Raw genomic sequence first — 13,226 nt, 5'->3', positions numbered from 1 at the left:
TCCTGAATTAGAATACGAGGCGCAGCGTATTTCAAATGTGGCCACCATGTAACCTGTTTCAGAAATTGACATGACCCACAGTCAGAGAGGGGGATCGGTGACCGCAGCAGCCGCCCGCACCGGCCCCGGCCGCCCCCGCGATCCACAGTTGGACGCCCAGGTGCTCAAGGCCGCTCAGGAACTCCTGGTCCGCGACGGCTACCAGGCCACCACCATTGCCGCGGTGGCCCGGCGCGCGGGCGTCGTGACCACCTCGATCTACCGCCGTTGGCCCGGCAAGCGCGCGCTGGTCGAGGATGCCGTCTTCGCGCTGGACACCGCGAACCATCCGCCGCGCACCGGCGATCTACGGGCCGATCTGCTGGCCTGGACGCGCCTGTTCCTCGATGCCGCCGCGCATCCCGCGGCCCGCTCGGCCATTCCCGGGCTGCTCTCGGAGTATCACGACGACCGGGAGAGCTACCGTCGCCTGCTCGACGGCGGCGAGCGTCCGACCATTGCCGCGCTGCGGGAATTGCTCGCCTCCGCCGCCGATTCCGGTCAGGCGGCCCCCGATTGCGATGTCGAGGCCATCTTCGAATTCCTGCGCGGTGCGACCCTGATGCGCGCCCTCACGCATGGCACCGAGGAGGCCGACCACTTCAGTCGTCGGATCGCCGACGCGCTGTACGCGGTCGCGCAGACTCCGACGTCAGAGTAGGCCCCACCAATAGATCAGGCAGGCCAGTACGAAGACGACCACGGTTTCCATCGTCAATCCCAATCTTCTTGGCGCTCTTGCCTTCCATGATGCCGTGCGCCGGGCGGCGGAGACCACAAATCGGACGAACAAGATCGCTGATCGTTAGCCTTGGACGCGAAGAACCCGCTGTATCCAACACCCCTCGTGGATGAATACAGCGGGTTCGGCGCTGGCCTACCACCCCCTTCGCGGCAGGCCAGGTCTCCCATCGAGAACCGATTGGTTGGTTTGCTGTGGTCGACCCGCCACCCCTCGTAGGTGGGTCGACCCCAGCGTCCCCACCCCCGGTGGTGGCTCGTCGGGTCCGCCGGTGTGCTCCGGCGTTGACACAAACGATGCCCAGCCGCGCTTGGCGCGGCCTTAACAAGATCTTGTATTCATGAAAAGCCCTGGAAAATGGCTATTTTCGAGATCGAGAAGGTCAATTGCGAAGCTCGCGACCGAGTCTCAGGGTGTAGAGCAGCACGGCCACCGCGGTCAGGGCGAGCAGCAGGTAGCCGATGGTGTATTCGTCGGTCGCGCTGTAGACCGCTCCCATGACCAAGGGCGGGAAGTAGCCGCCGAGTCCGCCCGCCGCGCCGACCAGACCGGTCACCGTGCCGACCCGGGCGGGTTCCACCAGCCGGGCGATGAGGGCGAACACGCCGCCGGTGCCGAGGCCGAGGAAGAAGGCCATGAGCACCAGGCTGACTCCGGCCGGAATCTCGGGTGCCGGTTGGAAAGCCAGCACAATGGCCATCACGGCCGCGCCCGCGAACGAGATGACCAACACCTTGATCGGTCCCAGCTTGTCCGACAGCGTGCCGCCCAGCGGTCGCGCGAGCACGCCCGCGATGGAGAAGCCCGCGGTGCGCAGCCCGGCCTCGGACTGGGAGAACTCGTAGACGTTCTTGAGCACGGTGGGCAGATAGGTGGAGAAGGCCACGAATCCGCCGAAGGCCAGCGCGTAGAGGATCGAGCCCTGCCAGGTGGCCTTGAGCTTCAACGCGTCCATGATCCGGGGCAGCGCGGGTTCCGTGGCCGGTTTCCACTGTGGCGAGTTGCGGCTGAACAGCCACATGATCGCGCCGAGCACGGCCAGTGCGACGGCCATCAGCACGTGGGTCTGGGCCCGGCCGAGGTGGTCGACCAGGCGCGGGGTGAACAGCGCCGAGAGCGCCGTACCGCCCATGCCGAGGCCGAACATGCCGGTGGCGAAGCCGCGCCGGGCCGGTTCGAACCAGGAGTTGACGAACGGGATGCCCACCGCGAACGAGGTGCCCGGGATGCCCAGGAAGAATCCCCAGATGATCAGTGCCACAAAGGAATTCGACCAGCCGACCAGCAGCACCGGGATGATCGAGACGAAGGCGATGACGGTGAACATGACTCGCCCGCCGAACTTGTCGGTGAGCACGCCGATGGGAATGCGTCCCAGTGACCCGACCAGGACCGGGGTCGCCACGAGCAGTGACTGCTGGCCCGGCGAGAGGCCCAGCTGCTTGGTGTAGCTGCTCGATAGCGGACCAATTAGATTCCACGCCCAGAAGGTGAGGGCGAAGGCCAGTGTTGCGAGTGTCAGATTTCTCGCGTTCATCCCCTTTGTCTAACAGAAATGCAGGTAGAACGGACTAAATTCGGCCATCTCGGCGCGCCTCACCATCCCGTCCCGACCGGTCCGCACCATGTCTGCTGTCAGATTGCGGAACTCTCAGGAGGAGCATGTGAAGTTGTGGCGATCCCGGCAAGGCCGCGCAGCGCTGCTGCCGACCTTGACGGGTGTGCTCGCGGTGGCCGGAACCATCACCCAGGCCGGCGCACCGGCCGTGGCCGACCCCCTACTATCGGACCTACCCCTGATACTCGACGTCAGCACCCCGCACGACGGGCCCTGTGACGGCCCGCTGCACGGCACCACCGCCGTCTACTTCCCACCGGGCGTGCCCGCCCACGCCGAGGTGGAATGGCGAATCCTGGGCGGTGGCCAGCCGATTCGCACCGGCATCGCGGTGGTGCAGAACGATGTGATGACCGTCGGCTTCGACATCCGCCGCGACGAGCTGCCCCCCGACGGCCTGCTCCGCGTGGACGCCCGCGCCCGCGTCCCCGGCGGTGAGGTGAGCGGCTACGGCAAGCCGTGGAACTTCCGGGTGAACACCGAATGCCGTCCGCTGCACGTGATTTCGGTCGGCGACTCGGTGCTGTGGGGGCAGGGGCTGGATCGCGATCGCACCTTCGCGGATCTGTTCGCGCAGGCGCTGGGCACCCGCACCGGCCGCACCGCGCAACTGCACGACTACACCGCCTCCGGCGCGACCCTCGACTCCCCGGCCCAGCACGTCGACGGCTGCCCCCAAGGCGATGACGCCACCCTCGATGTCTTCTGCCAGCTCGAACAGGCCGCGGCCGAGGCCGCCGCGAACGGCTATCGGATCGACCTGGTCCTCATGGACGGCTGCCTCAACGACCTGGACCCCTTCTTCGGCATTCCCGTCGGCGTCACCCCCGGCACCCAGGATCTGGCCGCCGCGGTGCGTCGCGAATGCGGCGGCGTGGGCGCGGAAGCGGTGAATCCGGCCGCCGATCTCCCGTACTTCAGCGGCGCCAAACTCGGCTACGGCGGGCGCGGCATCCGCGAGGCCATGCAGGTCGCCCATCAGCTGCCCGGCGCGCCGAAGGTGTTGGTGGGCGATTACTTTCACGGCTACGACGCGGGCCGGGTACCGCAGGGCCTGACCCAGCGCTGGTCGGAATTCGTGCGACTGTCCTCGGAGGTGTTCCGGCAGGCCGCGGCCGACGCGAACACGGCCGCCGGTGAGACCTTCGCGGCCGCCGCGGACGGCCTGTTCACCCAGGACGCCGTGCCGACGGGGGACCGCAGGCCGGCCATGAACCCGCTCGGCGACGAGGCGATCTCGCTGCGCCAATTGGCCTGTGCCCAGCCCGGACTGCCGCAGTGTCTGACCGTGCCGGTCGCGGCGACGGCGGCCGACGCCGACGGCGCGCGCAAATACGCCGAGGCATTCCTGCTGAATCCGCGCGTCAACGAATGGTTCGGCGGCGGTGGACAACTCGGCGACGGCTTCACCGCCTCCCTGCACAGCACGACCCCCGGCACCCCGGTCGCCTTCGACGCGGCCAAGGCGGGCAGCGCGATCCGCCAATACGACTGGTACTTCGGCGACGGCTCGCACGAGACCACCACCGAGGCCACCACCTCCCACACCTACAACGGCCGCGGCCCGAACCTGCCGCGCCTGGTGGTCACCGACATGACCGGCCACCGCACCCTGTTCGAACTCGACCGTCCGGTCATGGTCGACTGAGCCGGTAGCAATACGACAGCCCCGGGCCGAGAGGAAGAAGGCCCGGGGCTGTCGGGTCATCGGCGGTCGTAAGTCCGATGACCGTGCGAGGAGCCACCAGGGAAGTAGCAGCACTCCTCGCAGTCTCTGGTTATCCGATGAACTCCGCGGCCTTCTCACCGATCATGTAGCTCGGCGCATTGGTGTTCCCGCCCGTGATGCTCGGCATGATCGACGCGTCCGCCACCCGCAGCCCCTCGATGCCGCGCACCTTGAGCGTCGGATCCACCACGGCCCGCTCGTCCACGCCCATGCGGCAGGTGCCGACCGGGTGGTAGATCGAGTGCACGCGGTTGGGCAGTTCGCGCCGCAGCGCGGTCTCGTCCATCAGCGCGGGCCCGGGGGCCAGCTCCTCGGTCCAGTCGCTCGCAATGCTCTTGTGCGCCATGATCTCCCGGATCATCCGGATGCCCTCGACGAGGAATTCGGTGTCGCGGGGGTCGCTCAGGTAGCCCGGGTCGATCAGCGGCGAGGCGAACGGATCGGCGGAGGCCAGCTTCATCTCACCGCGGCTCTTCGGGTAGATGAGGCTGGGGAAGATGGTGAAGCCGGGGCGGCGGTCGACCAGGTGCAGCTTGTCCTCGTCCTGGTTGGGGATCGGGTAGCTCCACGGCAGGGTGTGGATCTGCATGTCCGGGTAGTCGCCCTCGGCGAACTTGGTCTTCACGAAGCCGCACGCCTCGAAGACCGTGCGCCCCATCCACGAGCTGCCCGGGCGGCGCAGCTCCTGCAGGATGCCGCTCGCGAAGTGGGTCGGAATGCCGCGGTGGATGGCCTTCTTGGAGATGAAGGTCATGGGGACGAACAGGTGGTCGTGCAGGTTCTGGCCGACGGGCAGGTCGGCCACCACCTCGATGCCGAGTTCGCGCAGATGCGCGGCCGGGCCGATGCCCGAGAGCATGAGGATCTGCGGCGAGCCGATGACACCGCCGGAGACGATGACCTCCTTGCCCGCCCGAATGACCCGGCGGGTGCCGTTGCGCTCCACGATCTCGACGCCGGTGGCGCGCCCGTTCTCGATCACCACGCGGGTGACGTGCGCGTGTGTGATCACGGTCAGGTTCTCGTTCGGCATATCGGTGATGAAGCCGCGAGAGGAGCTGTAGCGCAGGCCGTTTCGCACGGACTGCTGGAAGATCGAGATGCCCTCCTGCGATTCGCCGTTGTAGTCCTCGATGATCGGCGCGCCGAGGGTGTCGGCGGCGGCGGTCATGAACTCCTGGGCGATCGGGGTGAGGTCCTGCTGCCGGGTGACCTCGATGGGTCCGCCGGTGGCACGGTAGTCGTTGTCGCCGTCCTGCCAGTTCTCCAGGCGCTTGTAGGCGGGCAGCACGTCCTCGTAGCTCCAGCCGGTATTGCCCTCGGCGGCCCAGGAATCGAAGTTGGCCCGGTTGCCGCGCACGTAGAGCATGCCGTTGACGGAGCTGGAACCGCCGAGCACCTTGCCGCGGGTCATCGGGATCCGACGGTCGTTGGCGTGCTTCTGCGGGATGGAGAACTGCTTCCACGTCACGCGCTTCTTCAGCTGGGGAACGGTGTGCACCATGCTGATCGCACCCGGCATGGTGACCATGCGGGTGTTGTCCTTGCGTCCGGCCTCCAGCAGGATGACCCGCGCGCCGCGCTCGGCGAGACGTCCCGCCACGACGGCACCGGCGCTACCCGCGCCTACGACGACGTAATCGGCCTCGTTCGTGGAGCCCGGGGAAGCGGTCATATCAGTTACCTCATCTTCGAGTGCGCCTGGCATCACTGTAGAACAAGTTCTAGTATCTAGGCCCGCCGGACGCAATGTCCAGTAGCAAGATCAACTGGCCGGAAACGCCGCCCTGGCGCAGGTCGACGTGGTTGAATCGGTGTGAAACACGTTCCAATTTCGTGATCATAGCGGCACCTTGCCCGAGGAGGAACAGTGTCTGTTCCGTCATTACCGGCCGGATTCGACTTCACCGATCCCGCGCTGTGGGCCGACCATAGCCCCGCCGAGGAGTTCGCGCTGCTGCGGCGTACCGCACCGGTCTGGTGGAATGCGCAGACCCCCGCGCAGGCGGCGCCCATGGACGACGACGGCTATTGGGTGATTACCCGCCACGAGGACGTCAAGGAGATATCCCGGAAACCGGAACTCTGGTCCTCGAATCGCAAGGGTTCCATCATCAGAATGCCGGCCGACTCCCAACCCGAACAGTTGGAGTTGGGGCGCGAGGCGCTGCTGGTGAATATGGATCCGCCCAAGCACACCAAGATTCGGCGCATTGTCTCCAAGGGCTTCACGCCCCGCGCCATCGAGGGCCTGCGGGCCGCGCTCACCGCCCGCGCGGAAAAGATTGTGCGGGAGGCGAAGGCGAGCGGCGGCGGCGATTTCGTCGCGCAGGTGGCTTGCGAACTGCCGCTGCAGGCGATCGCGGAACTGCTGGGCGTGCCGCAGGACGACCGGCACAAGCTGTTCACCTGGTCGAATCAGCTGCTCAACTACGACGATCCGGAATTCGCGGGCCAGAACATGACCGCCAACGCCGAACTGCTCGGGTACGCCTACAACATGGCCGAACAACGCAAGTCCTGTCCGGCCGAGGACATCGTCAGCCAATTGGTGACCGCGGATGTGGACGGCGAGGCGCTGGGCTCCGACGAATTCGGATTCTTCGTCATCCTGCTGTCGGTGGCGGGCAACGAGACCACCCGCAATGCCATCGCGCACGGCATGAAAGCCTTTGTGGACAACCCGGAACAGTGGGAGCTGTACCGGGAGCAGCGCCCGCGCACCGCGCCCGACGAAATCGTGCGCTGGGCGACCCCGGTGACGGCATTCCAGCGCACCGCCACGCAGGACACCGAACTCGGCGGGCAGAAGATCCTGGAGGGTCAGCGGGTCGGATTGTTCTACAGTTCGGCCAATTTCGACGAGGAGGTCTTCGACGATCCCTTCTCGTTCAATGTGCTGCGCGACCCGAATCCGCACGTCGGATTCGGCGGCACCGGAAACCATTTCTGTGTGGGCGCGAACCTGGCGCGGCTCGAAATCGATCTCATGTTCAATGCCCTTGCCGACGCCATGCCGGGGATCGCCGAGGTCGCGCCGCCGCAGCGGCTGCGGTCGGGCTGGATCAACGGCATCAAACACTGGCAGGTGCGCTACTCCTGAACCGCGCACCCCGCCGAACCCGTTCTAGGATCGGTATTCGTGACCAATCTTCGCGAGATTTCGCTGCGCACCCTGACCGATAAGCCCACGACGCTCGCCGAACTGGCGGGCGACAAGGTCGTGCTGCTGGTCAATGTCGCCTCCAAGTGCGGGCTCACCCCGCAGTACACCGGCCTGGTCGAACTGCAGCAGACCTACGGGCCGCAGGGTTTCACCGTGGTCGGCGTGCCGTGCAATCAGTTCATGGGCCAGGAGCCGGGCACGGCGGAGGAGATCGCCGAATTCTGTTCCACCACTTACGGAGTGGATTTCCCGCTGTTGGAGAAGTCCGACGTGAACGGCGAGGGCCGGATTCCGCTGTACCAGGCCCTCACCACCGTCGCCGACGCCTCGGGTGAGGCCGGGGATATTCAGTGGAACTTCGAGAAGTTCCTGATCGGACGTGACGGAACCGTGCTGGGTCGGTTCCGGCCGCGCACCGAGCCGAAGGATCCGGCGGTGGTCTCCGCCATCGAGGCGGCCCTCTGAGACCGAGGTGGCACTGTAGTCAGCTTGCCGACGGCCGTACGCGGCGGCGGTACCGCACCGCGCACGGCTGTTGCAGCTGGACCACCATCTTCGAGTGGTCGTTGCGGTAGCTGTCCGACGGCTGGGCCAACTCGAATTCCCAGTCCCGCAACAGGATCGAGAAGATCGCCTTGAGCTGCATGAGCGCGAAGGCCGCGCCGACGCAGCGGTGCCGTCCCGCGCCGAAGGGGATCCAGGTCCAGCGATTGGCCAGATCCTCTTGATTGGGATCGATGTAGCGGCCCGGGTCGAAGCGCTCCGGATTCGGGAATGCCTCCGGAATCCGGTTGGAGACAGCGGGACTCGCGGCCACCAGGTCACCGGGATCGATGCGGTGACCGCAGACCTCGAACTCCTCGCGGGCGACGCGCATGAGGATGATGAGCGGCGGGTGTAGGCGTAGCGCCTCCTTGAGCACCGCCTCCAGCGTCGGAATCTGGCGCAGGGCATGGAAACTCACGTCCTTGCCGTCGGCGTAGAGGTCGTCGAGTTCGGTGACGACGCGCTCCAGGACATCCGGGTGCCTGAGCAATTCGATGATCGTCCAGGCGGCCGTTCCGGATGTCGTGTGGTGGCCCGCGAACATCATCGAGATGAAGATGCCGGTGATCTCGCTGGCCGAGAACCGCGGCCGCCCTTGCTCGTCGGGGATGGAGACCAGCACGTCGAGCATGTCCCGGTCGTCCTTGCCCCGCGGCGGGTTCGCGAGCCGCCCGGCCATGATGTGCCGCACCAGTTTCACCAGCTCCCAGCGGGCCTCGTCGCGGCGGCGGAAGCTCTCGATGGGGGCGTAGGGGTCCACGTAGCAGTACGCGTCGGTGCCGCGCTCGAGTTCGTGGTACAGGTGCGCGAAGCGGTCGTCGAGCTCCTCGCGGAACTTGGTGCCGATCAGGCAGGCCGAGGACGTGTAAATGGTGAGTTCGGCGAAGAATTCGAGCAGATCGATCTCGCCCTCGTCACCCCAGCGGGCCAGCATGCGATCCACCTCGCGGGCGATGGTGGTGGCGTGGCCGCGCATCTGCTCGGCGCGCAGGGCGGTGTTGTGCAACATCTCCTTGCGGCGCTCGGGCGGCGCGTCGAAGACCACGCCCTCGCCGAAGATGGGCTTCATGAACGGATAGGCCGCGGCCTGATCCAGCTCGTCATCGCTGGCGCGGAAGAAGAACTCGTTGGCCTGCGCGCCCGTCAGCAGGATGACGTCGCGATCCGCCAATCGGAACGAGCCGATATCACCGCATTCCTCCCGGACCCGCGCCATGAGGGCGATGGGGTCGGTGCGGAACTCCTCGAGGTGGCCGTGCTCATGCTCGCCACCGGATACCGCGCGCGGTTTGACCAGGGTCATCTGTGACCTCCCGGATAGACACCTGTCCAGACGGTACTACGGAAGGCATTGCCCGGCAAGGGATCTCGTGAAATCGCGAGATATTCCGGAATGGTTGTTTCAGGGTTTCAGGATGCGCAGCGCGGATTTCTCCATCCGCTCGGCAATTTCGGCGTAGGACGCGTAACCCATGCCCGCGCGGACCAGTGCGCCCGCGTAGATCATTTCCAGTGTTTCGACGAGTTCGGGATCGGCGTCGCCGCCCAACGCGTCGATCAACCGCCGCCGGATCTCACTGCCGATTCGCAGCCGCAGATGCGCCACATCGGGATCGGTGCCCAGCAGCGCGGCCGTCACCGCACCGGCCAGGGTCGGCTCGTCGGCCATCAGCATGGCGATCTGCCGCAGCACGGCCAAAACCCGCGCGGTCGAATCGGATCCGTCCTCCGGCGGCGGGTCCGTCGCGGCCAGTCGCCGCCAGAACATCTCCGCGACCAGGTGTTCCTTGGAGCTGAAGTAGGTATACGCGGTAGCCGTACCCACCCCGGCCTGCGCCGCCACCATCCGCACGGTCAACCCGGCGAACCCCTCCCGCGACAGCACATCCATGGCCGCCCGCGTCAGCCTGTCCACGGTATCGGCCTGCTTCTCGGTGAGCCGCCGCCGAGTGGCCTCCATGCTCACCGCTGAGCGGGCGGAATAGGGATCAGACACGTGTCCGGATGCTACTATGGTCAAGCCCGCCGAGCAACTCGCGGTATACCGAATCCGCATGAATGAGCATCGTGGAGAAAGGCTTTCGAATGACCTCCCCGATGCTGACTGCCGTGGTTCGCGAATTACCCGCACTCCCCGAGCAAATCGCCGACGCTGTGCGCCCATACATCGGTAACGGCACCATCCTGGAAGTCGCGACCGCCGTCGAATCAGCCGACCCAAATTCCTACCGCGAAGCGGTCGCGGCCTGGCGCACCCCGCTGCGCCTACTCCTCATCCTCGACCCGGACTCCGAATCGACCGCCACCCGCGCCTATGCCGACTGGGGCCATTGGATCGCAGGCGGCGGCCTGCTCGCCCTCCGGAATGCCGACGACCTCCACCGCCGAATCCTGCTCGGCGGCAAATACCGTGACCTCGCCACCGTCGGCCCCGTCCGCATCCTCCAGCGCCTCGCCGCCTGCAACTAGACGAATCCCTCAGCGCCCGTGGTCAGCGTTTGACAACGATGCGCGGGTTCACCGCGCACATGTGTGCGAGGGCATGGTCCGGGATCAGTTCCCGGGGGCACACGGTGGGGCGAGTGGTGGTCACTACGGCGATCGGGCCGCGCAGCGTGATCGAGCGGATTGACGAATAGGGAGTCCTGGTCCAGGCGCCGGCCTGCTGGAAATCGACTGCGTCCGAGCCGTAGCGGACGGTGAGTGGCAGACCGGGTGGCACGGCCAGGCCGTACGACTCGGTTAGCTGGCGCAGGGTTGTCACCGCCACCATTGCCAGGAATCCCGCGATCACCACTAAGAGGGCGAGCACTATCGCGATCCCCAACCGGTTGTGTGCGAGTAGCGCGACTCCGAGGGGCATAGCTGCCAAGGCGAGGGCCGTGCCCAGCAACGGGCGCAGGGCATACGGGGTGTGGGTGCGGGCCATTCGCCCGGCCGTGTCGGTTCGGGCGACGAAGGTTGCGGTCGGCTTTTCGACGGTCGGAATGGGCGGCAGTTCGGTGACCGCCGATTCATTCACGGGTCCGCCGCCGCGCCGGGCGGCGGTGATGAGCCCGATGCTCCACTCGGGGAGCAGCTGCTGGGGGAGTGCTAACAGGCCTCCCCGGTAGCGCAACACCACCGCGCCGGGGTAGCCGGTGTATACGGATCGAATATCGCTGTAGTACATCCTGGTGCGGCCCCGAGAGCTGCTGGTATCCAGGGCATCCGGTCCGAAACGGATGGCCTGCACCTGGCCGGGAACGAAGTTCGCTTTCGCGAGGTTGGTGTATCTCCGGACCACGCTACCTTTACCGGTTAGGCGGGCCACCAGACTCGCCGCGAAGACCATCGCGCCGAGGATCGCGCCGTCGCGTCCAAGAAAAAGCGTGATCACTCCGGCCACTCCGCCCCACAGTAGAACGAACCACACCCATGAAATTGGGCTCCGCTGCCCCCAATTCGCTAGGGCCATCCCTAGGCGTACGGCTGTGTCCGGCTGCGCCGTGAACACGGCGTGCGGCTGTTCCAAGGGTGGAATTGGTGGTAGCGGACCGAATTCCGCCGCCGTGGTGTCGCTCGGATCTCCGGGTGGCACCTGGTCTTGCTCCCAGCCCGGATAACGCATCGGGCTGGCTTCACGTTCATTCACTCGGCGAAGCTTAAGGCTGGCCGGAGTAATTTGCGGACCGGGCAGTCTTATGGTGTCGGCGGACCGAATCAACGCGCGAATTGCCTTCGCGGGCCCGAGTTGAATTCTATTGATAGCCAGTGATTTACGCGGTGTGTTGTGTCGATCATGCTGTTGTGTCGGATGTTTCGAAACTATGATCGATGTTATGAGTGAAATCGCTGATGAATTGGCCGCTGCTGAGGAGGTGGTGGAGCGGCTTCGTGTGGTGCACTCGGAGATTGCTGTGTTGCAGGCTGAGGAGACGGCGTTGATGACGTTGTTGTATGAGACTCGGCGGGCGCAGCAGGTTGAATTGGGGGTGGGGCTGGCGCATGCGGGGGAGGATGCGGCTACCGAGATTGGGGTGGCGCTCAAGGTTTCGCAGCGGTCTGCCGACAATTTGATCGGGTTGGGGTTGGGGCTCAAGCATCGGTATCCGTCGGCGGGGAGGGCGTTCGCGGAGGGGCGGATTGATCTGCCTCGGGTGCGGGCTATCAGCGAGACGCTCACCAATGTGTCCGAGGAGCTGCTTGCGGAACTCGAGCCCAAGGTTGTTGCGTTGGCGGAAAAGGCTGACCCGCAGCGGGTTCGGCGTACTGCTCGGCGGTGGATTGCCGAGGCCGATCCGGAGGGGCAGGCTGTGCGGCGCAAGGAGGCCGAGGCCGAGCGGTATGTCAGTGTCAATGCTGCCGATAACGGGACCGCTGTGGTGGACGCGGTGTTGCCTGCGGCGGGTGGGCGGACACTGTACGAGCGGTTGCGGGAGATGGCTTGCACTCAGGTGTGTGGGGAGGATCCGCGCACTCAGAATCAGCGGCGCGCTGATGCTTTGGTCGCGCTCGCTGATGGCAGTGGGCGGCTGAGCTGCCTGTGCGGACGGGCGGATTGCCCGCGTGCGGACAGTGATGCGGAGCTGCCGGTGGCACGGAAGGCGCTGGTGCAGGTGGGTGTGTCGGCGGAAACCCTTGCGGGGCTGCGGGATAACCCGGGGCTGCTGGCGGGGTTCGGTGCTATTGATGCCGACCTTGCGCGTCAGATCGCGCGGCACGCTCGCTTCGAGATCATCACTGAGGCCAGCGGGACGGACGCTGCTGCTCCCGCACCGGTCGAAAATGCCAGTGAGAACACCGAATTGCGGTACCGGCCGGGTGCTCGGATGGCTGGGCGGGTGCGTGCGCTGGATGGGATTTGTCGGGCGCCGGGGTGTCAGGTTCCGGCGGCGGATACCGATCTCGATCATCAGGATCGGTTCGATCATGACGATCCGGTCAGCGGGGGTCGGACCATCGAAAGTAATCTCGGCGCGCGGTGTCGACGGCATCATCGGCTCAAGACTCTTGCGGATAATCGTCGCAATGGCTGGCAGGTCACACACCATCCCGGGCGGGAGGTGGAATGGCGCACGCCTACTGGGGATTCGGTCACCACTACACCTGAAGGGACGCCGTTCTTGTTTCCCAGTGAGCCCGTCGCGCCGGTGACCGCTGGCGGGGTGCCGGATGCTGAGACCATCAGTCCGTTCATTGATCCGGGGCCGGTGATCAACGGGCTGATGGAGATGGTGCACGTTTATTGCACGCCATCTCAGCGGCGCGCGTTCTGGCGGGCCCGGCGCAATATGTGATTCAGATGCTCGAGGTCAGGTAACCCGGGGGAAGACTACTTGGGTGGATGACTGACGACTGGAATCCTCCCGATGGCAGGTACCGGGAGTGTGGTTGCGTCGCCTGC

The 13,226-nt window shown here is 66.0% G+C and carries 11 protein-coding genes; 6 read left to right on the top strand and 5 right to left on the bottom strand.

Going from position 1 to position 13,226, the window contains the following annotated elements; translation table 11 throughout:
• The first annotated feature begins 97 nt into the window (after positions 1 to 97).
• Positions 98 to 700 (top strand): TetR/AcrR family transcriptional regulator, encoded by a 603-nt coding sequence (locus tag VMT65_RS21395; protein WP_326310076.1) that lies wholly within the window; start codon positions 98 to 100, stop codon positions 698 to 700.
• A 463-nt stretch (positions 701 to 1,163) separates the two neighbouring features.
• Here VMT65_RS21395 and VMT65_RS21390 read toward each other — a convergent pair whose 3' ends face one another.
• The gene (locus tag VMT65_RS21390) at positions 1,164 to 2,318 is read right to left on the bottom strand and encodes an MFS transporter (protein ID WP_326310075.1); all 1,155 of its coding nucleotides are present in this window, start codon (positions 2,316 to 2,318) and stop codon (positions 1,164 to 1,166) included.
• Positions 2,319 to 2,445: 127 nt separating this feature from the next.
• Here VMT65_RS21390 and VMT65_RS21385 point away from each other — a divergent pair, with 127 nt between their 5' ends.
• Positions 2,446 to 4,047: a PKD domain-containing protein gene (locus VMT65_RS21385; RefSeq protein ID WP_326310074.1), complete on the top strand. Its 1,602-nt coding sequence runs from the start codon at positions 2,446 to 2,448 to the stop codon at positions 4,045 to 4,047.
• A 130-nt stretch (positions 4,048 to 4,177) separates the two neighbouring features.
• Here the strand turns inward: VMT65_RS21385 and VMT65_RS21380 are convergent, their stop codons facing one another.
• On the bottom strand, positions 4,178 to 5,803 hold the full coding sequence (locus VMT65_RS21380) for a GMC family oxidoreductase (protein ID WP_326310073.1): 1,626 nt from the start codon (positions 5,801 to 5,803) through the stop codon (positions 4,178 to 4,180).
• Between the two features lie 195 nt (positions 5,804 to 5,998).
• Between VMT65_RS21380 and VMT65_RS21375 the strand changes: the two genes are divergently transcribed.
• Together VMT65_RS21375 and VMT65_RS21370 are read left to right on the top strand one after the other, a co-directional pair.
• Entirely contained in the window at positions 5,999 to 7,231 is a 1,233-nt protein-coding gene (locus VMT65_RS21375; RefSeq protein ID WP_326310072.1) for a cytochrome P450, read from the top strand.
• A gap of 39 nt (positions 7,232 to 7,270) precedes the next feature.
• A complete protein-coding gene (locus tag VMT65_RS21370; protein WP_326310071.1) occupies positions 7,271 to 7,759 on the top strand; it encodes a glutathione peroxidase in 489 nt (162 codons plus the stop codon).
• Positions 7,760 to 7,778: 19 nt separating this feature from the next.
• Here the strand turns inward: VMT65_RS21370 and VMT65_RS21365 are convergent, their stop codons facing one another.
• Both VMT65_RS21365 and VMT65_RS21360 read right to left on the bottom strand, forming a co-directional pair.
• Positions 7,779 to 9,143, bottom strand: a complete 1,365-nt coding sequence (locus VMT65_RS21365; RefSeq protein WP_326310070.1) for a cytochrome P450 — start codon at positions 9,141 to 9,143, stop codon at positions 7,779 to 7,781.
• 99 nt (positions 9,144 to 9,242) lie between these two features.
• Positions 9,243 to 9,806, bottom strand: coding sequence for a TetR/AcrR family transcriptional regulator (locus tag VMT65_RS21360; protein ID WP_326310328.1), 564 nt, complete (start codon positions 9,804 to 9,806; stop codon positions 9,243 to 9,245).
• A 119-nt stretch (positions 9,807 to 9,925) separates the two neighbouring features.
• Between VMT65_RS21360 and VMT65_RS21355 the strand changes: the two genes are divergently transcribed.
• On the top strand, positions 9,926 to 10,309 hold the full coding sequence (locus VMT65_RS21355) for a hypothetical protein (protein ID WP_326310069.1): 384 nt from the start codon (positions 9,926 to 9,928) through the stop codon (positions 10,307 to 10,309).
• A gap of 22 nt (positions 10,310 to 10,331) precedes the next feature.
• On the opposite strand, the gene VMT65_RS21350 is transcribed toward VMT65_RS21355, so the two are convergent.
• A complete protein-coding gene (locus tag VMT65_RS21350) occupies positions 10,332 to 11,228 on the bottom strand; it encodes a hypothetical protein (protein ID WP_326310068.1) in 897 nt (298 codons plus the stop codon).
• 433 nt (positions 11,229 to 11,661) lie between these two features.
• On the opposite strand from VMT65_RS21350, the gene VMT65_RS21345 reads away from it, so the two are divergent.
• A complete protein-coding gene (locus VMT65_RS21345; RefSeq protein WP_326310067.1) occupies positions 11,662 to 13,119 on the top strand; it encodes an HNH endonuclease signature motif containing protein in 1,458 nt (485 codons plus the stop codon).
• Positions 13,120 to 13,226: the final 107 nt, after the last annotated feature.

This window comes from Nocardia sp. CDC153, assembly GCF_035818515.1.
Lineage (GTDB): Bacteria > Actinomycetota > Actinomycetes > Mycobacteriales > Mycobacteriaceae > Nocardia.
The sequence above is the reverse complement of the archived record's forward strand: the minus strand, read 5'-3'. Positions and strand labels throughout refer to the sequence as shown.

What these genes read in the sequence shown, in the direction of transcription:
- VMT65_RS21345 (WP_326310067.1), top strand. Translation starts at nt 11,662, where the DNA reads ATGAGTGAAATCGCTGATGAATTGGCCGCTGCTGAGGAGGTGGTGGAG.
- VMT65_RS21380 (WP_326310073.1), bottom strand. Translation starts at nt 5,803, where the DNA reads ATGACCGCTTCCCCGGGCTCCACGAACGAGGCCGATTACGTCGTCGTA.
- VMT65_RS21355 (WP_326310069.1), top strand. Translation starts at nt 9,926, where the DNA reads ATGACCTCCCCGATGCTGACTGCCGTGGTTCGCGAATTACCCGCACTC.
- VMT65_RS21390 (WP_326310075.1), bottom strand. Translation starts at nt 2,318, where the DNA reads ATGAACGCGAGAAATCTGACACTCGCAACACTGGCCTTCGCCCTCACC.
- VMT65_RS21365 (WP_326310070.1), bottom strand. Translation starts at nt 9,143, where the DNA reads ATGACCCTGGTCAAACCGCGCGCGGTATCCGGTGGCGAGCATGAGCAC.